The following is a 21939-nucleotide window of genomic DNA, read 5'->3' on the forward strand; positions in this document are numbered from 1 at the left end:
CCTGGAACCGGGCGGGGGTCGTGTGCGTTGATAATTGAAACCGCCCCCATCCCTGCCTTCCCCCCGATCCAGGAGAGCCCGGAACCCGTGTATACGCTTGCGCTCGGCCCTGAGTGGCTGTCCCCGGACTACCTGATCTCGCACTTCGGCCTGATCGGCATCCTGGTCATCGTCTTCGCCGAGTCGGGTCTCTTCGCCTTCCTGCCCGGCGACTCCCTGCTCTTCACCGCGGGCCTGCTGGTCGCGGACGGGCAGTACATCAAGCAGCCGCTGTGGCTGGTCTGCGCCCTGATCGTCGCCGCGGCCATCATCGGTGACCAGGTCGGCTACATGATCGGCAAGTTCTTCGGGCCGAAGCTCTTCAACCGGCCGAACTCCAAGCTCTTCAAGCGGGAGAACCTGGACAAGGCGCACGACTTCATGGACCGGCACGGCCCCAAGGCCATCGTGCTCGCCCGCTTCGTGCCGATCATCCGCACCTTCGCCCCGATGGTCGCGGGCGCCGGCTCGATGAAGTACCGCACCTTCCTGACCTACAACATCATCGGCGGCATCGGGTGGGGCGCGGGCGTCACCGTCGCGGGCTACTGGCTCGGCCAGATCGAGTTCATCAAGACGAACGTCGAGCCGATCCTCGTCGGCATCGTCCTCATCTCCGTCATCCCGGTGATCTTCGAGGTGCTGAAGGCCCGCAAGGAGAACAAGGCGAACGCCGGACAGGCGCCCGACGCGGTCGCCGCCGCCGACGGCACCGGCCCGCAGTCCCCTGGCCAGCGCGGCCGCCACGCCAAGCGCTGATCCGGCCACGGAGCAGTCACCGCGTACGCCCCCGCATGCGGGGGCGTACGTGTGTCCGGACGCAGGTCAGAAGCCCCTGGTCCGCTTCGCCGCCCTGCGCTTGGCGGCGCTCGCGGCCCCCGGGATGCGCATGAACAGCCGTGAGGCCTCCGAGCCCAGGTTGACCCCGATGGCGATGGCCAGCGCGATGGCGGCGGCGTTCACCAGCGAGCCCAGGCCCTCGTTCAGCCGGTTCTCGGCGATCAGCAGCAGCCCGTAGTAGGTCGCCGAGCCGGGCAGCAGCGGGCCGATGGCGGCCGTCACGTACGGCAGGGCGGAGGCGAAGCGGTAGCGGGAGAAGAGCTGTCCGAAGAGGCCCACCAGCCCGGCCGCGACGCACGTGGACGGCACGGGCGGGATCCCGCCCGCGTAGTGCATCGCCCCGAAGGTCACCCACGCCACGGCGCCGTTGAGGGTCACGATCCACACCGTGGAGCGTTCCTGCTGGAGCAGGATCGCGAAGGTGAAGACCAGCACCATGGAGGCCGCGATCTGGATCAGCGGCCGCTGCTGGATCTGGAGCACCTCTTCCGGCCGCGGCGAGGCGTCGAACTGCAGCCCGACGTAGAGCACCACCAGGACGCCCATGATGATGCCGATGAAGAGGTACATGACTTCCAGGAGCCGGGCCGACGCGGTGATGTAGTAGCCGGTCAGACCGTCCTGTACGGCCGCGACCAGGGCCCGTCCCGGCAGGAGCGCGAACAGCCCGCCGGTGATCACCGCGGAGGCCTTGACGTCGATCCCCGTCATGTTCAGCGCCACCCCGATGGCGGCGGGCGGCATCGCGGCCATCACGAACTGGTAGAACTCGGGCAGCCCGCGCCCGGCGCACAGCCAGGCCAGCCGGTCACCGAGGACGGCTCCGATCGCGGCGGCGAAGAAGACGAGGACACCACCGCCGACGAGGGTGGAGGCGGCCCCGGCCAGCAGCCCGGCGGAGGCGGTGAGCATCCAGCCCGGGTACGGGTGCCGGTTGCGGCGGATCTCGGCGAGGCGGCGGTAGGCCTCCTCCAGCGACACGTCGATCTCGTGCGCGCTGATGTCGTCCACGAGGCGGAACACCGCCGCCAGCCGGTTGTAGTCGGTGCCCCTGCGGCGCACGGTCCGGTTGGCCGACACCGGGTCGCCCACGAGCGAGGGGTGGTGGGTGATCGACAGCATGGTGAAGGTGACGGTCGGCTCGCAGCGGTCCAGGCCGTAGGAGCGGGCCACCGCGAACATCGCGGCCTCCACGTCCTCGGCGCCCTCGCCGCCGGCCAGCAGCAGCTCGCCGATGCGCAGGGTCAGGTCGAGCACACGGCCCACGGCGGGGCCGGCCTCGCTCTGCCGCTGGACCAGCTCCGGTACGGGCCGGATGTCGACCGGCATGCGCAGCATCGTGCGCATGCGGTCCTGCCAGGGCGATTCCTTCATCCGCGCGACGGGGAAGCCCTGGCCCGGGGTGTAGGCGGGCGGGGAATGCGCGGCCCGGTAGGTGGCGGGGGCGGCGAAGGCCGATCCGCCGGGCTCCGGCTGCACCGGCTCGGCGCCCGCCGGAAGAGCGAATTCCGAGGTGGGCTGGTCCTCCTCCGAGGATTCCGGCTCGACCCCCGGCGGCGGCGTGAAGGCGCTGTGCGCCTCGTCGGACAGGGGCTTCCTGTCTTCTGCCCCGTCGGCCTGCGCCACGCGTCCTCCAGTCCGTGATCACCCGGAGTATCAGTATGCGGAATCGTTTCCTCCCTCCGCATACCCAGCCCGACCGCACCGCCCGGGAACACGACGGCGGGCGGCATCCCCGGAGGGATACCGCCCGCCATGTCACAGGGGCGCGGGGGGAGACCCCCGGCCCGTCACCGCCGCCGAGCCCGAGCTCAGTGGTGGCCGCCCTGCGCCTCCAGGCGCTTGTACGAGGCCTCGATCTCGGCCTCGGCCTCGGCGCGGCCGACCCAGTTCGCGCCCTCGACGGACTTGCCCGGCTCCAGGTCCTTGTAGACCTCGAAGAAGTGCTGGATCTCCAGGCGGTCGAACTCGGACACGTGGTGGATGTCGCGCAGGTGCTCCACGCGCGGGTCGGAGGCCGGCACGCACAGCAGCTTGTCGTCGCCGCCCGCCTCGTCCGTCATGCGGAACATGCCGATGGCGCGGCACTTGATCAGGCAGCCCGGGAAGGTCGGCTCGTCAAGGATGACCAGCGCGTCCAGCGGGTCGCCGTCCTCGCCGAGGGTGTTCTCGACGAAGCCGTAGTCGGCCGGGTAGCTGGTCGAGGTGAAGAGGCGACGGTCCAGACGGATCCGGCCGGTCTCGTGGTCCACCTCGTACTTGTTCCGCGAACCCTTGGGGATCTCGATGGTGACGTCGAACTCCACGTCCTGCTCCTCCATGATCAGCTTCATTGCTTCGAGACGGCATTGATTCAACTGCGTGCGCGTCCGGCCCAGCCCTGTCGGGTGGGGTGCCATGCTCGCGGCAAGACGCAGTGGTTAAGTGTCCCTCACGCATATGTGTGATCGCGAAAGGGGCTGGTCCGAGGTGCCATTGGTCAAGACGTGGCAGCTCACCGCGGGTGCGGCCGTCGCCGGCCTCGCCCTGTCGGTGGCAGCGGTGGCCGCCGCCGGTCCGTGGGACTCCGGCCAGCGTAAGGCCGAGCGGGACGCAGCCGCCTCCTGGGGCCTTACGGGTGGCGCAGATCACGGTGGCACGGCCCGCGCCGGCTCCCTCCCGCAGGCCGCGCCCAGCGCCCCGGGAGTCCTGGGAGCCGTCGGCCCCGGCGTCCCGCGGGGGCAGGCCGCCGCCGCCGGACCCGCCGACGGGCTCGCCGCCCGGCTGCGGCCGCTGCTGGCCGACCCGGCGCTCGGCACCGTCCGTACCGCCTCCGTCGTGGACACCGCCACCGGACAGGTGCTGTACGACTCCGGCGCGCGCGAGGCGATGACCCCCGCCTCCACCGTCAAGATCGCCACCGCGGCGGCCGTGCTGGCCGCGCTCGGCCCCGAGCACCGGATCCGCACGACCGTCGTGCCCGGCGCCACCCCCGGACAGGTCGTCCTGGTCGGCGGCGGCGACCCCTCCCTCACCGCGAAGAAGAAGAGCCCCGCCGGATCGGGCGGCAGCCTCGTCGCCCTGGCCGCGGACGCCGCCCAGGCCCTCAAGGCCGCCGGCACCGACACCGTCACCCTCGGGTACGACGACAGCCTCTACACCGGCCCCGTCCGGCACCCGATCGGCGTCAATCCCAACATCGCCCCCGTGACCGCCCTGGCGGCCGACGAGGGCCGCCCCGACGACTCCACCTCCGGGCCCGTGGACCGCACCGACGACCCCGCCGGGGCCGCCGCCCGCGCCTTCCGCACCCTGCTGGCGGAACGCGGCGTCAAGGTCACTGCGGAGCCGGTCCGGGCCAAGGCCGCCGCCGGCGCCCAGCCGCTGGCCGTCACCCAGTCCACCCCGGTGGCCGGGCTCGTCGAACGGATGCTGACCAACAGCGACAACGACATCGCCGAGGCCCTCGCCCGCCAGACCGCCCTCGCCTCCGGACAGCCCGCCAGCTTCGAAGGCGCCGAGAAGGCCGTCACCGCCCGGCTCGCCGGCCTCGGCGTCGACATGACCGGCTCCCGCTTCGCCGACGGCAGCGGCCTGAACCGCGCCGACAAGGTCAGCGCCGGCCTGCTGACCGGCCTGCTCGCCAAGGCCGCCGACCCCCAGCACCCCGAGCTGCGGCCCGTCCTCACGGGCCTCCCGGTCGCCGGCTTCACCGGCACCCTGCGCGCCCGCAACGCCGGCACCTCGCCGGCCGCCGGCCTGGTCCGCGCCAAGACGGGCACCCTCACCGGAGTGAACTCCCTGTCCGGCACCGTCGTCGACTCCACGGGCAGGCTCCTCGCCTTCGCCTTCCTCACGGCGAACAGCCCCGGCCCCGAGGGCGCCGAGAAGGGCCTCGACAAGCTGGCCGCGGCCGTCGCGGCCGCTCCGTAGGGGGTCCGCAGGAGGGCTCGCCCACGTACGGTTGACGCATGACGAGCATCAGTGGTGCGGAGATGGTCGACTGGAACCTCGCGGTGGCGACCGCGACCCGGCTGGTGCGACCCGGCCCGGAGGTCACCCGGGACGAGGCGCGGGCCGTCGTCGCCGAACTGCGCGGGCACGCCAGGACCTCGGAACGGCACGTGCGCGAGTTCACCCGGATGATCCCGGACGGCGCGGCCGTCCCCGACACCCCCGTCCTGGTCGTCGACCGGGCCGGCTGGGTCAAGGCCAATGTCGCCGGCTTCCGGGAGCTGCTCACGCCGCTCCTGGGCAAGATGCAGGAGCGGCGCGCCGGCGCCCCCGGCGGAGCGGTACTCGGCGCGGTCGGCGGCAAGGTCACCGGCGTCGAGCTGGGCATGCTGCTGAGCTTCCTGGCCTCCAGGGTCCTGGGGCAGTACGAGACCTTCGCGCCCGTCTCCCGCGACCTGCCGGCCTCCGCGTCGGGCGGCCGGCTGCTGCTCGTCGCCCCGAACATCGTCCACGTCGAGCGCGAGCTGGAAGTGGCCCCGCACGACTTCCGGCTGTGGGTCTGCCTGCACGAGGAGACGCACCGTACCCAGTTCACGGCCGTCCCGTGGCTGCGCGCCCACCTCGAAGGCGAAATCCAGACGTTTCTCGGTGCCACCGAAGTCGACCCGATGACGATCCTGGAGCGCATCCGGGAGGCCGCCCAGTCCTTCGCCGGCGCCCGCCCGGACGCCGAGAACGCAGACGAGGGCCGCTCCCTCGTCGAGCTCGTGCAGACCCCCGAGCAGCGCGAGATCCTGGCCCGCCTCACCGCCGTGATGTCCCTGCTGGAGGGACACGCCGACTTCGTCATGGACGGCGTCGGCCCCCAGGTGGTGCCCTCGGTCGCCGAGATCCGCGAGAAGTTCCAGCAGCGCCGCGCCAGCGGGGCGGGCCGCCTCGACGCCGCCCTGCGCAAACTGCTCGGCCTCGACGCCAAGCTGCGCCAGTACCGCGACGGCGAGCGCTTCGTGCGCGCCGTCGTCGGCCAGGTCGGCATGGAGGGCTTCAACCGGGTCTGGACCTCCCCGAACACCCTGCCCACCAAGGCGGAGATCGACCGGCCCGCGGACTGGGTGGCCCGGGTCCACGGCAAGGGGAGCGAGGGGGGCGGAGAGGACCGGGAGGGGTGACCTCCGGGAGCACGGGGCTGCCCCGCACCGCCGGGGCGGCCCCACAGCGCCCCGCCGCTTCCCTCGCGTTCACCCGCGCCACACGTGACGGAGAGGCCTAAACATGTCTCACTGGGGGAAGCAGCATCACCCGTCCGAGGGACCGTGAGCCGTATAAGGGCGTGCGATGCTCGGGGAACGGCTCGGTTCTGTCACCATCGACGCACTCTGAGTGACATCCTCCCGTTCCGCGGGGGCAGCCGGGCAAGCACCCCCAGCACACCACCCCGAAGCCTCCGAGGCATCCGAACTCCATCGAAGGGCACCGGACATGGGTCCCCATCCTGCGGTCGCGGCGATACGCCTGGCGGTCCGCCGCGTACTCCACGACGTCCTCACCGAGCTCACCGACCGCCCCCGGACCCCGTCCGGAGCCTTCCCCTGCGCCGACCCTCGCACCGGCGCGGGCACCCCGCCACTCGTGCTCGTCGCCTGCTCCGGCGGCGCCGACTCCATGGCCCTCGCCTCGGCCCTCGCCTTCGAGGCCCCCAAACTCGGCATCCGGGCCGGCGGCATCACCGTCGACCACGGACTGCAGGACGGCTCCGACCAGCGCGCCGCCGAGGTCGTCATCCGCATGACCGCGCTCGGCCTCGACCCGGTGGAGTCCGTCGCCGTGCGTGTCGGCCGTGACGGCGGCCCCGAGGCCGCCGCCCGCGATGCCCGCTACGGCGCCCTGGACGAGGCCGCCGACCGCCTCGGCGCCGCCGCCGTGCTGCTCGGCCACACCCGGGACGATCAAGCGGAAACCGTCCTGCTGGGCCTCGCCCGCGGATCCGGCATCCGCTCGCTCTCCGGCATGCCGGAGGTCTCGGGGGGCCCCGGCCGCCCCGGCCGCGGCCACCGCTACCGCCGCCCCTTCCTCCAGGTCGACCGGCAGACCGCCCGCAAAGCCTGCATGGTCCAGTCCCTGGCCGTCTGGGACGACCCGCACAACATGGACCCGGCCTACACCCGCTCCCGCCTGCGCCACGAGGGACTGCCCGCCCTGGAGAAGGCCCTCGGGAAGGGCGTCGTCGAGGCCCTCGCCCGCACCGCCCAGCTCTCGCGCGACGACGCCGACGCCCTGGACGCCTGGGCCGCCGAGGCCGAGGGCGGCGTACGGGACGAGGACGGCCGCCTGGAGTGCGCCAAGCTGTACGCCCTGCCCCCGGCCGTCCGCCGCCGGGTGCTGCGCAGGGCCGTCGTCGCCGCCGGCTCTCCCGCGGGCTCCCTCTTCGCCCGCCACATCGAGGAAGTCGACCGCCTCATCACCGGATGGCGCGGCCAGGGCGCCATCAACCTGCCCGGCCGGGTGGAGGCCCAGCGGCAGGGTGGCAGACTTGTCATCCGGCAGGGCTGATTGGTGCTGAAACACGGCTGAGTCCTCCGGGGGACACCCCGGAGCCCCGGCCGACAACGAAAGTGATGCGGGTGGACGAGAAGGACATGGGCAACGACCTCCAGTCGGTGCTCATCACCAAGGAAGAGATCGACGCGAAGCTGGCCGAGCTGGCCGCGAAGATCGACGCGGAGTACGCGGGCAAGGACCTGCTCATCGTCGGCGTGCTCAAGGGCGCCGTCATGGTGATGGCGGACCTGGCGCGCGCCTTGTCCACCCCGCTCACCATGGACTGGATGGCGGTGTCCTCGTACGGCGCCGGGACCCAGTCCTCCGGTGTGGTGCGGATCCTCAAGGACCTGGACACCGACATCAAGGACAAGCACGTCCTGATCGTCGAGGACATCATCGACTCCGGTCTGACGCTGTCCTGGCTGCTGTCGAACCTCGGCTCCCGCCAGCCGGCCTCCCTGGAGGTCGTCACGCTGCTGCGCAAGCCCGAGGCCGCGAAGGTCGCGATCGACGTGAAGTGGGTCGGCTTCGACATCCCCAACGAGTTCGTCGTGGGCTACGGCCTCGACTACGCCGAGAAGTACCGCAACCTGCCGTTCGTCGGCACGCTCGCCCCGCACGTCTACGGCGGCTGATCCCGCCCCGCCCCCGGGAATCCCCGGCGCAGCCGGGGAACCTGGGGGCGATTCCCGCCGTTGGAGCAGGGGAAGGCGGGTCTGTCACCCGTCCCACGGGCCGCGGGTGACAATTCAGGGGTACATTCCGAAGAACAGTCTTTACTCACACAGCAGCATTTACCTACGGGCAGGAGGGACGGGGCGCCTGGCGCCCCGTATGGATGGACGTGAAGCGATACTTCCGTGGGCCGGTCATGTGGATCGTGCTGGCCGTCCTCGCCGTGGTCGTGTTGATGAATGTCGTCGGCTCCGGCGGCGGCTACAAGTCGGTGGACACCAGCGAGGTCATCAAGGCGATCAACACTGGCCAGGTGGAGACAGCCAAGCTGACCACCGGCGACAGCCAGATGATCAAGATTGAGCTCAAGCAAGGCGAGAAGCTCGGCAAGCACGACGGCACCAAGTTCCAGGCCAACTACATCGGGGATCAGGGCGTCCAGCTCGCCCAGAGCCTCCAGACCAAGTACGACGCCGGTCAGATCCCGGACGGATACTCCGTCACCCCGGACAAGACCAGCCCGTTCCTGAGCGTGCTGCTCTCGCTCCTGCCCTTCGTCCTCATCGTGGTCGTCTTCCTGTTCCTGATGAACCAGATGCAGGGCGGCGGCTCCCGGGTCATGAACTTCGGGAAGTCCAAGGCCAAGCTCATCACCAAGGACACCCCGAAGACGACGTTCGCCGACGTCGCGGGCTCGGACGAGGCCGTCGAGGAACTCCACGAGATCAAGGAGTTCCTCCAGGAGCCGGCGAAGTTCCAGGCGGTCGGCGCCAAGATCCCCAAGGGCGTGCTGCTCTACGGCCCGCCCGGCACCGGAAAGACCCTGCTGGCGCGCGCCGTCGCGGGCGAGGCCGGTGTTCCCTTCTACTCGATCTCCGGTTCCGACTTCGTCGAGATGTTCGTCGGTGTCGGTGCCTCGCGTGTCCGTGACCTGTTCGAGCAGGCCAAGGCCAACGCGCCGGCGATCGTCTTCGTCGACGAGATCGACGCCGTCGGCCGGCACCGCGGTGCGGGCCTCGGCGGCGGCCACGACGAGCGCGAGCAGACCCTCAACCAGCTGCTCGTCGAGATGGACGGCTTCGACGTGAAGGGCGGCGTCATCCTGATCGCCGCCACGAACCGCCCCGACATCCTCGACCCGGCGCTGCTGCGCCCGGGCCGCTTCGACCGGCAGATCGCGGTCGACCGTCCCGACATGCAGGGCCGTCTGGAGATCCTCAAGGTCCACCAGAAGGGCAAGCCGGTCGCCCCGGACGTCGACCTCAGCGCCGTCGCCCGCCGCACCCCGGGCTTCACCGGTGCCGATCTCTCCAACGTCCTCAACGAGGCCGCGCTGCTCACGGCCCGCTCGGACAAGAAGCTGATCGACAACCACATGCTGGACGAGGCCATCGACCGCGTCGTGGCGGGCCCGCAGAAGCGGACCCGGATCATGTCGGACCGGGAGAAGAAGATCACCGCGTACCACGAGGGCGGACACGCCCTGGTCGCGGCGGCCTCCCCGAACTCCGACCCGGTCCACAAGATCACGATCCTGTCCCGCGGCCGGGCCCTGGGTTACACCATGGTCCTGCCCGACGAGGACAAGTACTCGACCACGCGCAACGAGATGCTCGACCAGCTGGCGTACATGCTGGGCGGGCGCGCGGCCGAGGAGCTGGTCTTCCACGACCCGACCACGGGCGCCGCGAACGACATCGAGAAGGCCACCGCCACGGCGCGGGCCATGGTCACGCAGTACGGCATGACCGAGCGTCTCGGTGCGATCAAGTTCGGCGGCGACAACACCGAGCCGTTCCTGGGCCGCGAGATGTCGCACCCGCGGGACTACTCGGAAGAGGTCGCGGCGCTGGTCGACGAAGAGGTCAAGAAGCTCATCGAGACCGCGCACAACGAGGCCTGGGAGATCCTCGTCGAGAACCGTGACGTCCTCGACAACCTGGTCCTCGCGCTGCTGGAGAAGGAGACGCTGGGCAAGGAGGAGATCGCCGAGATCTTCTCGACCATCGTCAAGCGTCCGGCCCGCCCCGCGTGGACCGGCTCCTCCCGCCGCACCCCCTCCACCCGCCCGCCGGTGCTCTCCCCCAAGGAGCTGCAGCTGACGAACGCGGCGAACGGCACGTCGGCCTCCGTCGCGCCGGTCTCCACGGAGAAGGGCATCGAGGTGGCTCCGGAGGACCGCCCGGAGTAAGGGCAGGCTCGACCCACCCGGAATGGAAGCCGCGCCCCCCAGGTTCTAGCCTGGGGGGCGCGGCACATTTGTACGACCGCGTGTGCGGACAGGAACGAGGAAGAGATGACCGACCCAGTGACCCTGAGCGGCGATGAGGGCACGATCGGCGAGTTCGACGAGAAGCGCGCCGAGGCGGCGATCCGAGAACTCCTGTTCGCGGTCGGCGAGGACCCGGACCGCGAGGGCCTCCTGGAGACCCCGGCGCGCGTGGCGCGCGCCTACCGGGAGATCCTGGCCGGCCTGTGGCAGAAGCCCGAGGACGTTCTGACGACGGTGTTCGACCTGGGACACGACGAGATGGTCCTGGTGAAGGACATCGAGATCGTGAGCCTGTGCGAGCACCATCTGCTGCCGTTCCACGGCGTCGCGCACGTCGGCTACATCCCGGCCGAGAACGGCAAGATCACGGGCCTTTCGAAGCTGGCCCGCCTCGTGGAGGTCTACGCCCGCAGGCCGCAGGTGCAGGAACGCCTCACGACGCAGATAGCGGACTCCCTGATGGAGATCCTCGACGCGCGCGGAGCCATCGTCGTGATCGAGGCCGAGCACATGTGCATGTCGGTCCGCGGCATCCGCAAGCCGGGCGCCAAGACCACCACGTCCGCAGTTCGCGGCCAGCTCCGTGCCACGGCCACCCGGGCCGAGGCGATGAGCCTCATCATGGCGCGTTAGCCGCGCCGTCGGTGCTGTCCGCTACGGTCCCCCTCCGTGACGTCACGGAGGGGGACCGGTGCTCTGGGCGCCCTCGTCAGGCGCGGGCGGTGGTCTCAGGGGTGGGGTCCTCGTCCTCGGGAAGCTTCAGGACGCGCTCCAGGAAGAGGGCGGCGGCGATGACCGCGATGCCCGCGAGGACCGAGAAGCCGGCGTACCAGGCCTGGTCGCGGCGGGCGGGGACGTCGAGGGCGTCGGTCAGCAGGAAGACGCCCACGCCGCCGTACATGCCCGCCACCAGCGCGGCCACCAGCGCACTGGCCTGTCCGAAGACCACCGCGCGGGCCGCCATCAGCGGCTCCACGCCCTTCGCACCCGGCCGGCGCTCCCGCTGGGCCTTGAGCCGGGCCTTCAACGACAGCGCGGTGGCCAGCAGCACCACCGCGATGGCCCCCAGGACGATCGGCGCGGCCAGCGGAACGCCCGGCAGGGTGCCGTACGCGTTCCACAGCCGGGCACCGGCCCAGGACAGGACCCCGGCGACCACGAAGATGCCCGCCAGGATCCCCGGCCTCAGTTGCTTCACTTGCCCTTCCCCACTTTCAGCGAGTAGCCGTGAACAGGCTACTAACGACTACTCGGGGAGGTGGAGTTCCAGGTCGGGGCGCGGCGTGACGCCGCTCAGGCCGATTCCGGCCAGGAGGGCGGACACCGGGCCGCGGCCCGGGAGCTGGGCCTCCGGGTCGATGTCGTGCCAGGGGGCCAGCACGAAGGCGCGCTGGTGGGCGCGCGGGTGCGGGAGGGTGAGGACCGGGTCGTCGGAGACGCGGTCGGCGTACGCGACGATGTCGACGTCGATGGTGCGCGGGCCCCAGCGCTCCTCGCGGACGCGGTCGAACGCCTCCTCGATGGCGTGCCCGCGCTCCAGCAGCGAGGACGGGGGCAGGGTGGTCTTCACCGCGATGACCGCGTTGAGGTACGAGGGCTGCGTGCCGGGCTCGACGCCCCACGGCTCGGTCTCGTAGACGGGGGAGACGGCCTTGACCCGCAGGCCGGGGGTGTCGCCGAGGGCGTCGATGGCTCCCTGGAGGGTCTCCAGGCGGTTGCCGAGGTTCGCGCCGAGCGCGATGACGGCCCATTTCGGGTTGGACAGGGTCACGTCCGCCGCGTCGACCGTCTCGACGACGGAGGCGGGTACCGGCTGGACGGTGGGGTCGCTCTGAGCGTTCAGTCCGTTGTTCATGCGCGGCTCCGGGTGATCGTGATGGTCACGTCGTCGAAGGGGACGGTGATGGGCGCGTCCGGCTTGTGGACGACGACCTCCACCTGCGCCACCGCTTCGTGCTTCAGGCACTGCTGGGCGATCCGCTCGGCCAGGGTCTCGATCAGGTCGACGGGCTCGCCCTGGACCACGTCGACGACCTCTTCGGCGACTACCCCGTAATGCACGGTCTTCGCCAGGTCGTCTCCGGCCGCCGCGGGGCGGGTGTCGAGGTGCAGCACGAGGTCGACGATGAAGGTCTGGCCTTCCTCGCGCTCCCGGGGGAAGACGCCGTGGTGCCCGCGAGCCTTGAGGCCGCGCAGCGCGACACGATCCACGCGAATCACTCCTGCTTTCGTAGGTGCTTCCGGCCTCGGGGCTCCCCGCGGCCATGGGCCTGCGCCGAGTGCGGTCGGCGTCGTCCGACTTCGAATTTACCTGCGAAACAGTCCGGTCCCCGCCGTAGGGGTCAGGAGGCGGGGTCCTCGTCGTCCTCGTCGGACTCCGTGAGCACGGGAGAACCGTGGTGGGACCACAGGCGCCAGCCCTCGGATGTGCGTCGGAACACATTCGTGGCGACGACCAGCTGGCCGACGAGCGGGCCCAGCTCTCCGCCGTCCTCGGCGGGGCCGCCGCTGAGGATGTTCTCCGTGCACGTCACCAGTGCCGTGTCGGCTATGACGGCCACCTTGGTGTCGGTGAGGAAGAACTGGATGTACTCGGTGTGGGACATGATCAGCGCGTACGAGCGCAGTACCTCGCCGCGGCCGGAGAGCACCGGCCAGCCGGGGTGGACGCAGGAGATCTCGTCCTCCAGCCAGAGCGCCGACAGAGCGTCGAAGTCCCCCCGCTCCATTGCCTCGTAGAAGGCCGTGTTGACCTCTTCGACCGCTTCGATGTCGGTTCTGCTCACTGGGCTCCTTGTCGGTCGATGAGGATCACAGAGCCCCTTCCACGGCGCGGGCCACCCGAACCGCGTCTGCGGTCGCCCGTACCTCGTGGACCCGTACGGCCCAGGCGCCCTGGTGGGCGGCGATCGCGGAGACGGCGGCCGTGGCGGCGTCCCGTTCGCGGGCCGGCGGCGGCGCGGCGTCCGTCCCGCCGGCCAGGACCCGGCCGAGGAAACGCTTCCGCGAGGCGGCGACCAGCAGCGGGAAGCCGAGGGCGCGCAGGTCCGCCATGTGCGCGACCAGCGCCAGGTCGTGCTCGGCGTTCTTGGCGAAGCCGAGGCCGGGGTCGACGAGGAGCCGCTCGGGGGCGATGCCGCCGGCGACGACCGCGTCGATCCGGGCCCGCAGCTCGGAGGTGACCTCGGCGACGACGTCGCCGTAGACGGCGAGGCTGTTCATGTCGGCGCTGAAGCCGCGCCAGTGCATCACCACGAAGGGCACCTCGGCCGCGGCGACGGCCGGGATCATGCCGGGGTCGGCGAGACCGCCGCTGACGTCGTTGACCAGCGTGGCGCCGGCGTCGACGGCCCGGGCGGCGACGGCCGCGCGCATCGTGTCGACGGAGACGGTGACGCCCTCGGAGGCCAGGCCGCGCACGACGGGGACGACCCGGCGCAGCTCCTCCTCCTCGTCGACGCGGGAGGCGCCGGGGCGGGTGGATTCCCCGCCGACGTCGACGAGGTCGGCGCCCTGGACGACGAGGTCCAGCCCGCGCTTGACGGCGGCGGTGGTGTCGAACCAGCGGCCGCCGTCGGAGAAGGAGTCGGGGGTCACGTTGACCACCCCCATGACCGCGCAGCGGTCCCATTCCGGCAGACCTGCGACCCGGCCCCTGCCCGTGGCTCCGCGCTTCGTGTTCATGGCTCCAGGGTAGGGCTGCCCCGCCTGCCCCAGCCCGCCCGGGCACCGCCCCGGGCCGCCCGGCCCCGGCCGTCGCCCCGCAGGGCCCGCGGCCGGGGCCGGGCACGGCGAAGGCCCGGACAGGGTGCCTGCCGGGCCTTCGGGGTGTCGCGGGGCGGTGGGGGGCGGGGGTTACGCGGCCTGGACCTCGCGCTCCGGCTGCTTCGCGACGGGCGCCATCAGGTTGTGCGCGCAGGTGCGGACCGGCTTGGGGCGGCGGCGGCTGGCGAAGAGCCGCGGCAGGGCCAGGTCCACGAAGCCCTCGGCCTGCATCACGGCGAAGCCGATGCGGGGCAGGTCGCGGTGGGTGCGGTAGACCATGAAGCGCGGCTCCCAGCGGGGGCGGAACTTCGCGTTGAACTTGTAGAGCGACTCGATCTGGAACCAGCGGGAGAGGAAGACCAGCAGGTTCCGCCACATCCGCAGCACCGGGCCGGCGCCGATCTTCTCGCCGCGGGCCAGCGCCGAGCGGAACATCGCGAAGTTCAGCGAGACCTTCTCGATGCCGAGGGCCGGGGAGGCCTCCAGGGAGGCGACGATCAGCAGCTCGTTCATGCCGGGGTCGGCGGCGCGGTCACGGCGCATCAGCTCCAGCGACATGCCGTCCTTGCCCCACGGCACGAAGTGCAGGACGGCCTTCAGATCGCCGAAGGGGCTGGTGTCGCCCTCCTCCACACGGTGGGCGGTGGCGATGAAGCAGTCGCCGTCGCCCTCCTCGCCGACCCGGCCCAGGGCCATCGAGAAGCCGCGCTCGGTGTCGGTGCCGCGCCAGGCGGCGGCGGCGCCGCGCACCCGCTCCAGCTCCTCCTCCGTCAGCTCGCTGACCCGGCGGACCTTGGTGGTGTAGCCGTTGCGCTCGATGCGCTTCACCATCTGGCGGACATTGCGCATAGGGCGGCCCGAGAGGGAGAAGTCTTTGACATCGACAATCGCCTCGTCACCCAGCTCCAGGGCGTCCAGACCGGTCTCGCGGGTCCAGACCTCGCCACCGGTCTCGCTGCAGCCGACGACGGCCGGGGTCCAGGAGTGGGCCTTGGCCTCCTCCATGAACCGCTCGATCGCGCCGGGCCACGCCTCGACGTCGCCGATGGGGTCGCCGGAGGCGAGCATCACACCGGAGACGACGCGGTAGGTGACGGCGGCCTTGCCGCTGGGGGAGAAGACGACGGCCTTGTCGCGGCGCAGCGCGAAGTGGCCGAGCGAGTCGCGGCCGCCGTGCTTGGCGAGCAGCTCGCGCAGCTTGCCCTCGTCGTCGACGGTGAGCCGGGCGGCCGGGTGCTCGGGGCGGAAGGCCAGGTAGATGGTGGTGAGGGCGGTCAGCATGCCGAGCGCGCCGAGGGAGTAGCCGACGGTCCAGGACACCCGGCCGGCGTAGTCGACGGGGCCCTCGAAGCCGAAGAGGCCGTAGACGACGTGAGTGATCTGCTCGTACAGACCCGGGTTGCCGACGACCTTGCCCGGGTGGACGTTGACGATGACCAGTCCGAGGCCGATGGAGCCGGCGCTCATCAGGACGAAGTTCGCGAGGGCCTTCCAGCGGCTGCGCGGGTCCGGCAGCGCCTTGAACTCCGCCTGGTGGCGCAGGAGCAGCGCGAGGAGCACCGCCGCGATGACCACGCCGATGACCGAGTGGCGGTAGGTGAACTGCGCGGCCGCGCCCGCGGGCAGCAGGACGACGGCGGCCCGCCAGGCGCGCCGCTTGTGCCGCTTGAGGCCGTGGGCGAGCAGCAGGAGCAGTACGCCCGCGCTGATGGAGAGGGCGGCCGCGAACGGGCCGAGGGACCCGGGCAGCACCTCGGTGACCGCGTGGATCCGGCTGTGCCGGAAACGCGGGAAGACACCCGCCGCGATGTCCAGAAGGCCGACGATCATGACGGCCGTACCTACCAGGCCGGGCACCGACTCCGGCTGTGGGCCTCGGAGGATTCGGCGGACCCTGCTCGGAACCTGTCCCGACTTATCGCCATCTATCCTGCTAGACATCGCTTCCCGTTGCTCCGCGAGAGATCATGTGGCCGAAGGCCGCGACAGCCTCCGGTGTGTGGTGCGTCCCTTAGGACGACATCGACGGACAGCGGGTTCACTCTTCCGTCGGAAATTTCCAGTCCTGCCATCAGAAAGTCGACTGACTGCTCATGGGTCTCACCAGTAATACGGTCCTGGCGCTGGCCGTCCTCGCCGGTGTGCTGCTGTTCGCGGCCACCATCTGGTTCTGGCCGAAGCTCTCGGGCCGCACCTGGCGTGCGTTCGCCGGCCGGATCGGGCTCCTGCTGGCGACCCAGCTGGCGCTGTTCTCGGCGGTGGGTCTCGCGGCCAACAAGTCGTTCCTGTTCTACGGTTCCTGGGCCGACCTGTTCGGCCAGGAGACGTCGATGGGCAAGGTCGTCGACCACTCGATGAGCAGCAAGGACATCAAGGTCGTCGACAAGCAGAAGCTGGACGTCCCCGGTGGTGCCAAGCCCCAGGTGGGCGGTCAGATCCTGAAGGTTGCCATATCCGGCCAGAAGTCGAAGATAACGAGCCCCGGCTACGTGTGGCTCCCGCCGGAGTACTTCCAGCCGCAGCACAAGGACGAGAACTTCCCCGCGTCCATCGTCCTGACGGGCTACCCGGGCACCGCCGAGAACCTGATCAAAGGGCTCGACTACCCGATGAAGGCCTTCAGCCTGTCCAAGGCGGGCAAGATGAAGCCGATGATCCTGGTCATGCTGCGCCCGACCGTGGCGCCGCCGCGGGACACCGAGTGCGTCGACATACCCGGCGGCCCGCAGACCGAGACCTTCTTCGGGGTGGACCTCCCGCAGGCCATCCAGGACACCTTCCGGGTCGGCAAGAAGCCCGAGAACATGGGCTTCATCGGCAATTCCACGGGTGGTTACTGCGCCCTGAAGATCGCCGCGCACTACCCGCAGACCTTCGGTGCCGCCGCGGGCCTGTCCGCGTACTACGACGCTCCGGACGACCCGACGACCGGTGACCTGTTCCACGGGGACGAGAAGCTGAAGAAGCGCGCGGACATCCTGCACGTCATGGAGAACAAGAAGCCGGCCGGTACGTCCTTCCTCGTCACCAGCAGCGAGAAGGGCGAGCCGAACCTCGCGGACACCAAGAAGTTCATCAAGAAGGTGCAGGGCCCGGACCGGGTCTCCTCCATCATCCTCGACAGCGGTGGCCACAACTTCAACACGTGGCGCCGTGAGATCCCGCCGATGCTGATGTGGATGAGCGGCCGCATCCAGGCCTGACCGCCGGGCGGTACGGCCTGCGCAGAGAGGGGCCCGACCTCAGGTCGGGCCCTTTCTCATGCCTCCTGCAACTCCGCCCGGCGCAGCGCCCGGTGGATGTCCTGCGGGGTCAGTACGCCGGCCAGCTCGCCGGAGTCCGGGTCCGTCACGCCGATCCGCCCCGAGTCCTCCTGGAGCAGTGCGGCGAGGGCCTCGCGCAGCGTCGCGCCCAGCCGGACCGACACCGGTGGCGCCGTCCCGTCGGCCGGTGCCAGGTCGGCGGCCCCGACCGTGGTGACGGCGAGCCGCTTGAGTCCCCGGTCGGCGCCGACGAAGGAGGCCACGTACGGGGTGGCGGGCGCGCCGAGCACCGCCGCCGGGCGGGCGAACTGCTCGATGGTGCCCGTTCCGTAGACGGCGATGCGGTCGCCGAGCCGGATCGCCTCCTCCAGGTCGTGGGTGACCAGCAGGATCGTCTTGCGCACGGTCTTCTGCAGGGTCAGGAACTCGTTCTGGAGCCGCTCGCGGACCACCGGGTCCACCGCGCCGAAGGGTTCGTCCATCAGCAGCACCGGCGGGTCGGCGGCGAGCGCGCGCGCCACGCCGACGCGCTGGCGCTGCCCGCCCGACAGCTGCTCCGGGTACCGGCCGCCGTACACCGACGGGTCCAGCCCCACCAGTTCGAGCAGCTCGGCCGCCCGGGCGCGGGCCGCCGCCCTGGGGGTGCCGATCAGCTGCGGCACGGTCGCGGTGTTCTCCAGCACGGTCTTGTGCGGGAAGAGCCCGACCTGCTGGATGACGTACCCGATCCGGCGGCGCAGCTCGACCGGGTCGGCGGCCGCGATGTCCTCGCCGCCCAGCAGGATCCGGCCGGACGTCGGGTCGATGAGCCGGTTGACCATCTTCATGGTGGTCGTCTTGCCGCAGCCGGACGGTCCGACGAGCGTGACCAGCTCTCCCTCCGCCACCTCGAAGGACAGGTCCTCGACGGCCGTCGTCCCGTCGGGGTAGCGCTTGGTCACATGCTCGAATCGGATCACGGACCCATCTTTCCCCACGGGCGTCGTCCGAATGTGAAGGGCGTGTTGCCCTCTGCGAAAGATTCCGGCCATCGGGACCGGCGGGGGTTAGGGTCGTTCAAGCCGATCGATCGAGCATATGTACGTTTCATGACGGGGGGTGAGGTACATGCCGGCACAGAACTGCCTGGTGGCGAACGACTGGATCTGCTGGGACTACGTCACCTCCCGTTCCCAGGAACTCACCGACGCCACCGTCGAACACGTGTGGATCACCGGCGCGTCCGTCCTGATCGGCCTGGTCGTTTCCGTGCCGCTGGCCCTGCTGGCCCGCCGCGGCCGGAGCTGGGCGGCGCCCGTGCTCACCTTCACCACCCTGCTCTACACGGTCCCCTCGCTGGCCATGTTCTCCCTGCTGCTGCCCGTCTTCGGGCTGTCGGCGGCGCTGGTCGTCACCGGCCTGGTGCTGTACTCGCTGACCATCCTGGTCCGCAACGCGCTGGCCGGCCTGGAGGCCGTCCCCGAGGAGGTCCGGGAGGCCGCGCGGGGCATGGGCTACGGCCCCGGGCGGCTGCTGTGGCAGGTGGAACTGCCGCTGGCGCTGCCCGCGCTGCTCGCCGGCGTACGCATCGCCACGGTCTCGACGATCGCGCTGACCACGGTCGGCTCCATCGTCGGCAAGGGCGGCCTCGGCAACCTCATCGCCCCCGCGGTGAACAGCTCCTTCAAGGCGCAGGTGCTCACCGCCTCGGTGCTGTGCGTCCTGCTCGCGCTCGTCGCGGACCTGCTGCTGCTCGGCCTGCAGCGGCTGCTCACGCCGTGGACGCGGGCCGGCGCCCGCCCGGCCGCCCCGGCGAAGGGGGCCTGACGGCATGGGCGTGGTGGGAGGGGCCTGGGACTGGCTCGCGAACGGAGCCAACTGGGCCGGAGAGAACGGCGTCTGGCACCGGCTCGGCGAACACGTCTACGTCAGCGGGCTCGCGCTGGCCATCGCCTGTGCGATCGCGCTGCCGGTCGGCCTGTACCTCGGCCACCTCGGCCGGGGCGGCACCCTCGCGGTGAACGTCTCCAACGTGGGCCGCGCGGTCCCGGTCTTCGCGGTGCTGGCGCTCTTCATGGTCTCCCCGCTGCGCAACGCGGGATATGTGCCGACCGTCGCCGCCCTCGTACTGTTCGCCGTCCCGCCCCTGCTGACGAACGCGTACGTCGGCATGCGCGAGGTGGACCGCTCGGTCGTGGAGGCCGCCCGCGGGATGGGCATGTCCGGCGGGCAGCTCTTCTGGCGGGTGGAACTGCCGCTCGCGCGCGGCCTGGTGATGACCGGGCTGCGGTCGGGCTCCGTGCAGGTCATCGCCACGGCCACGATCGCCGCCATGGTCGGCCAGGGCGGCCTGGGCCGGATCATCACCGCCGGTTTCAACACCTACAACACCCCGCAGGTCGTCGCCGGAGCCCTGCTCGTGGCCGCCCTGGCCCTGCTGGTGGAGGGTGTGCTGGTGGCGGCGGACCGGCTGCTGCCCCGGACCGGTGCGGCCCACCGCTGATTCCCCTCCCCTCTTCCCCCTTCCCCTTCCTCCCTCGAACGGAGCAACTCCATGACCAAGACCACGCGCGTCCTCGGCGCGTCCCTGGGCGCGCTGGCCCTGACGGTGTCGCTGGCCGCGTGCGGCGGTGACAGCCTGGAGAAGAGCAAGGACGGCGGCTCCTCCGCCCCGGCCGCCGACGGCAAGGGCAGCCTGGTGATCGGCGCGGCCGGGTTCACCGAGTCCAACGTGCTGGCGGAGCTGTACGCGCAGGTCCTGAAGGACGCGGGCTACAGCACGTCCGTCAAGACGGTCAACAACCGCGAGCTGTACGAGCCGTCGCTGGAGAAGGGCGAGATCGACGTCGTCCCGGAGTACGCGGCCACCCTCGCGGAGTTCCTCAACGCCAAGGTGAACGGGCCGAAGGCGCCCGAGGAGAAGCCGGTCGCCTCCAGCGACGTCGCGGCGACGGTGGCGGGCCTGGAGAAGCTCGCGGCCCCGCTCGGCCTGAAGGTGCTGCCGGCGGGCGCCGCGGTCGACCAGAACGCATTCGCGGTGACCAGGGAATTCGCCGAGAAGAACAACCTCAAGTCGCTTTCCGATCTTGGTAAGTCGGGGCTGAAGGTGAAGATCGCGGCCGGTGACGAATGCGCCGTGCGCCCCTTCTGCGGCCCCGGGCTGACCAAGACATACGGAATTCAAGTTTCCGGTGTGGACCCGAAGGGCGTCGGCACCCCGCAGGCCAAGCAGGCCGTCAAGGACGGCGTCGACCAGCTCGTGCTCACCACGACCACGGACGCCACCCTCGACAGCTTCGGCCTGGTCCTGCTGGAGGACGACAAGAAGCTCCAGAACGCGGACAACGTCCTCCCGGTGGTCAACGCCAAGGACGCCGGAGCCCCCGAGATCGCGGCCGCCCTCGACAAGCTGACCAAGGTCCTCACGACCGCCGATCTGGTCGACCTGAACCGGAAGGTGGACGCCGAGCGCGCCAAGCCCGCCGACGTCGCGAAGAGCTACCTGGAGTCGAAGGGCCTTCTGAAGAAGTAGTGCCTACTGGTTGGTGGAGGAATGTGGGGTAACTGCCCGGGAACAGATTGCCGGGTGGGTATCCCACACGACCTCTACTCCCTGTAAATTTCAGGCCATGCCCCGAGGACGCCACCGCAATCCCGAACCCCTGCACCGGCTGCTCGCTCCGTCGGCCGTCGCCGCCGTCTCCGTGGCCGGCGCCGGCTCGGCCTGGCTGCTGGCCGGCCCCGAAGACACGACGGCGCTGAGGCTGCTCGTGGCCCTCGCCGCGGCCGCCGGGATCGCCGGCGCCGTCATGATGCGGTCCTGGGACCGTGCGGCGGGCCGCCGGGTCGCGGAACTGGCCCGCGAGCGGGTCAAGGACGAGTGGCGGACCGACGAGCGGATAGCCGAGCTGGAGTCCGACCTCGAAGAGGCCCGGATGCTGCGCGGCAGGCTCGACGCCAAGCTGCGCGCCAAGCGCGTCGAACTGGCGGGCCTGCGGGGCGAGCACGCGGCCCTGCTGCGCCGGTACGCGACGGCCGAGACCGAGCGCGCCAGCGCCCTGGAGAAGCGGCGGCTGCTGGCCATCGAGGCCGCCGCGGCCCCGGCGCCGACGGACACCAAGCAGCTCCCGGCCGTCTCGGAGGAGCGCACCTCGGCGGGCGCGCCCACCTCCCTCGGCTACGCACGGGCCCACGCGGCCATGGCCGCGCTGGCCCGCAAGGCGCAGGAGCGGGCGCTGCCCAAGGCGCGGGCCGTGGGCGAGCTGCCCACGGTGCCGCCGGCCACCTCCGGCTCCGTCCCGGCCCGCCGCCCGGCGGCCGCCGTGGCCCCGTACGCGGCCCAGCGGCGTACGGCCTCCCGCGTCGAGGGCGGCTTCGACTTCTTCGGCACCAAGAACTCGGCGCAGGCGCGCGCGGCGATCGAGGCGGTCCAGAACGAGGACCTGGCCGACGTGGTGGGTGCCGAGGCCCTCGCCGTGCACAAGGCGGAGTCCGACCGGGAGACGGCCGAGCCGGAGTTCAAGCCGCCGACCGAGGAGACCCGCGCGGTGGGCCAGGTCATCGACCTGACGGCCCACGACGAGACCGAGCCGATCGACGTGGTCCGCCTGCGCACCGCGATCTCGTAGCGGC

The 21939-nt window shown here is 71.2% G+C and carries 21 protein-coding genes; 12 read left to right on the forward strand and 9 right to left on the reverse strand.

Features of this window, described 5'->3' with window-relative positions; genetic code table 11:
- The first annotated feature begins 87 nt into the window (after positions 1-87).
- A complete protein-coding gene (locus tag IG86_RS0102670) occupies positions 88-798 on the forward strand; it encodes a DedA family protein (protein WP_037941786.1) in 711 nt (236 codons plus the stop codon).
- Between the two features lie 66 nt (positions 799-864).
- Here the strand turns inward: IG86_RS0102670 and IG86_RS0102675 are convergent, their stop codons facing one another.
- Positions 865-2505, reverse strand: coding sequence for a threonine/serine exporter family protein (locus tag IG86_RS0102675; RefSeq protein ID WP_030894350.1), 1641 nt, complete (start codon positions 2503-2505; stop codon positions 865-867).
- 185 nt (positions 2506-2690) lie between these two features.
- Positions 2691-3185 carry an inorganic diphosphatase gene (locus tag IG86_RS0102680; protein WP_030031597.1) on the reverse strand — a complete coding sequence of 165 codons (495 nt, stop codon included), beginning with the start codon at positions 3183-3185 and terminating at the stop codon, positions 2691-2693.
- 163 nt (positions 3186-3348) lie between these two features.
- Between IG86_RS0102680 and dacB the strand changes: the two genes are divergently transcribed.
- The 6 genes from dacB (at position 3349) to folE (ending at position 10933) form a co-directional block, all read left to right on the forward strand.
- Positions 3349-4791 (forward strand): D-alanyl-D-alanine carboxypeptidase/D-alanyl-D-alanine endopeptidase, encoded by a 1443-nt coding sequence (dacB, locus tag IG86_RS0102685; RefSeq protein ID WP_037847118.1) that lies wholly within the window; start codon positions 3349-3351, stop codon positions 4789-4791.
- A 38-nt stretch (positions 4792-4829) separates the two neighbouring features.
- On the forward strand, positions 4830-5981 hold the full coding sequence (locus IG86_RS0102690) for a zinc-dependent metalloprotease (protein WP_030817560.1): 1152 nt from the start codon (positions 4830-4832) through the stop codon (positions 5979-5981).
- Between the two features lie 310 nt (positions 5982-6291).
- A complete protein-coding gene (gene tilS / locus IG86_RS0102695; protein ID WP_030894352.1) occupies positions 6292-7362 on the forward strand; it encodes a tRNA lysidine(34) synthetase TilS in 1071 nt (356 codons plus the stop codon).
- Between the two features lie 65 nt (positions 7363-7427).
- Positions 7428-7988, forward strand: coding sequence for a hypoxanthine phosphoribosyltransferase (gene hpt, locus IG86_RS0102700; protein ID WP_030010907.1), 561 nt, complete (start codon positions 7428-7430; stop codon positions 7986-7988).
- A gap of 203 nt (positions 7989-8191) precedes the next feature.
- Complete coding sequence (gene ftsH / locus IG86_RS0102705) at positions 8192-10219, forward strand: ATP-dependent zinc metalloprotease FtsH (protein WP_030656490.1); 2028 nt, start codon at positions 8192-8194, stop codon at positions 10217-10219.
- Positions 10220-10324: 105 nt separating this feature from the next.
- Positions 10325-10933 (forward strand): GTP cyclohydrolase I FolE, encoded by a 609-nt coding sequence (folE, locus tag IG86_RS0102710; protein WP_030656489.1) that lies wholly within the window; start codon positions 10325-10327, stop codon positions 10931-10933.
- A 76-nt stretch (positions 10934-11009) separates the two neighbouring features.
- On the opposite strand, the gene IG86_RS0102715 is transcribed toward folE, so the two are convergent.
- The 6 genes from IG86_RS0102715 to IG86_RS0102740 all read right to left on the reverse strand — a co-directional run bounded on the left by IG86_RS0102715 (position 11010) and on the right by IG86_RS0102740 (position 16006).
- Complete coding sequence (locus tag IG86_RS0102715; protein ID WP_030817561.1) at positions 11010-11498, reverse strand: DUF3180 domain-containing protein; 489 nt, start codon at positions 11496-11498, stop codon at positions 11010-11012.
- Between the two features lie 48 nt (positions 11499-11546).
- On the reverse strand, positions 11547-12155 hold the full coding sequence (gene folK, locus IG86_RS0102720) for a 2-amino-4-hydroxy-6-hydroxymethyldihydropteridine diphosphokinase (protein ID WP_030656485.1): 609 nt from the start codon (positions 12153-12155) through the stop codon (positions 11547-11549).
- Positions 12152-12511, reverse strand: a complete 360-nt coding sequence (gene folB / locus IG86_RS0102725; protein WP_030010912.1) for a dihydroneopterin aldolase — start codon at positions 12509-12511, stop codon at positions 12152-12154. Before folB ends, folK begins: the two co-directional genes overlap by 4 nt.
- A gap of 131 nt (positions 12512-12642) precedes the next feature.
- Positions 12643-13086 carry a nuclear transport factor 2 family protein gene (locus tag IG86_RS0102730; RefSeq protein ID WP_030656483.1) on the reverse strand — a complete coding sequence of 148 codons (444 nt, stop codon included), beginning with the start codon at positions 13084-13086 and terminating at the stop codon, positions 12643-12645.
- A 25-nt stretch (positions 13087-13111) separates the two neighbouring features.
- On the reverse strand, positions 13112-13984 hold the full coding sequence (gene folP / locus IG86_RS0102735; protein WP_030894360.1) for a dihydropteroate synthase: 873 nt from the start codon (positions 13982-13984) through the stop codon (positions 13112-13114).
- A gap of 171 nt (positions 13985-14155) precedes the next feature.
- On the reverse strand, positions 14156-16006 hold the full coding sequence (locus IG86_RS0102740) for a phosphatidylglycerol lysyltransferase domain-containing protein (protein WP_030817564.1): 1851 nt from the start codon (positions 16004-16006) through the stop codon (positions 14156-14158).
- A 152-nt stretch (positions 16007-16158) separates the two neighbouring features.
- Between IG86_RS0102740 and IG86_RS0102745 the strand changes: the two genes are divergently transcribed.
- Positions 16159-17268: an alpha/beta hydrolase gene (locus IG86_RS0102745; RefSeq protein ID WP_030656477.1), complete on the forward strand. Its 1110-nt coding sequence runs from the start codon at positions 16159-16161 to the stop codon at positions 17266-17268.
- Positions 17269-17324: 56 nt separating this feature from the next.
- Here the strand turns inward: IG86_RS0102745 and IG86_RS0102750 are convergent, their stop codons facing one another.
- Positions 17325-18287 carry an ABC transporter ATP-binding protein gene (locus IG86_RS0102750; protein ID WP_030817566.1) on the reverse strand — a complete coding sequence of 321 codons (963 nt, stop codon included), beginning with the start codon at positions 18285-18287 and terminating at the stop codon, positions 17325-17327.
- Positions 18288-18435: 148 nt separating this feature from the next.
- Between IG86_RS0102750 and IG86_RS0102755 the strand changes: the two genes are divergently transcribed.
- The 4 genes from IG86_RS0102755 (at position 18436) to IG86_RS0102770 (ending at position 21935) form a co-directional block, all read left to right on the forward strand.
- Entirely contained in the window at positions 18436-19134 is a 699-nt protein-coding gene (locus IG86_RS0102755; protein ID WP_030894362.1) for an ABC transporter permease, read from the forward strand.
- 4 nt (positions 19135-19138) lie between these two features.
- Entirely contained in the window at positions 19139-19810 is a 672-nt protein-coding gene (locus IG86_RS0102760) for an ABC transporter permease (protein WP_030817568.1), read from the forward strand.
- Between the two features lie 51 nt (positions 19811-19861).
- On the forward strand, positions 19862-20839 hold the full coding sequence (locus IG86_RS0102765) for an ABC transporter substrate-binding protein (RefSeq protein WP_030817569.1): 978 nt from the start codon (positions 19862-19864) through the stop codon (positions 20837-20839).
- Between the two features lie 97 nt (positions 20840-20936).
- Positions 20937-21935, forward strand: coding sequence for a hypothetical protein (locus IG86_RS0102770; protein ID WP_030894365.1), 999 nt, complete (start codon positions 20937-20939; stop codon positions 21933-21935).
- The last annotated feature ends 4 nt before the right edge of the window (positions 21936-21939 follow it).

This window comes from Streptomyces virginiae (genome assembly GCF_000720455.1).
GTDB lineage: Bacteria > Actinomycetota > Actinomycetes > Streptomycetales > Streptomycetaceae > Streptomyces > Streptomyces virginiae.

Excerpts from the sequence above, each read along its gene's own strand:
- IG86_RS0102745 (WP_030656477.1), top strand. The coding sequence starts at position 16,159 with ATGGGTCTCACCAGTAATACGGTCCTGGCGCTGGCCGTCCTCGCCGGT.
- IG86_RS0102755 (WP_030894362.1), top strand. The coding sequence starts at position 18,436 with ATGCCGGCACAGAACTGCCTGGTGGCGAACGACTGGATCTGCTGGGAC.
- folP (WP_030894360.1), bottom strand. The coding sequence starts at position 13,984 with ATGAACACGAAGCGCGGAGCCACGGGCAGGGGCCGGGTCGCAGGTCTG.
- folE (WP_030656489.1), top strand. The coding sequence starts at position 10,325 with ATGACCGACCCAGTGACCCTGAGCGGCGATGAGGGCACGATCGGCGAG.
- IG86_RS0102760 (WP_030817568.1), top strand. The coding sequence starts at position 19,139 with ATGGGCGTGGTGGGAGGGGCCTGGGACTGGCTCGCGAACGGAGCCAAC.
- folK (WP_030656485.1), bottom strand. The coding sequence starts at position 12,155 with ATGAACAACGGACTGAACGCTCAGAGCGACCCCACCGTCCAGCCGGTA.
- IG86_RS0102690 (WP_030817560.1), top strand. The coding sequence starts at position 4,830 with ATGACGAGCATCAGTGGTGCGGAGATGGTCGACTGGAACCTCGCGGTG.
- IG86_RS0102765 (WP_030817569.1), top strand. The coding sequence starts at position 19,862 with ATGACCAAGACCACGCGCGTCCTCGGCGCGTCCCTGGGCGCGCTGGCC.
- ftsH (WP_030656490.1), top strand. The coding sequence starts at position 8,192 with ATGGACGTGAAGCGATACTTCCGTGGGCCGGTCATGTGGATCGTGCTG.
- tilS (WP_030894352.1), top strand. The coding sequence starts at position 6,292 with ATGGGTCCCCATCCTGCGGTCGCGGCGATACGCCTGGCGGTCCGCCGC.
- IG86_RS0102740 (WP_030817564.1), bottom strand. The coding sequence starts at position 16,006 with ATGTCTAGCAGGATAGATGGCGATAAGTCGGGACAGGTTCCGAGCAGG.
- hpt (WP_030010907.1), top strand. The coding sequence starts at position 7,428 with ATGCGGGTGGACGAGAAGGACATGGGCAACGACCTCCAGTCGGTGCTC.
- IG86_RS0102770 (WP_030894365.1), top strand. The coding sequence starts at position 20,937 with ATGCCCCGAGGACGCCACCGCAATCCCGAACCCCTGCACCGGCTGCTC.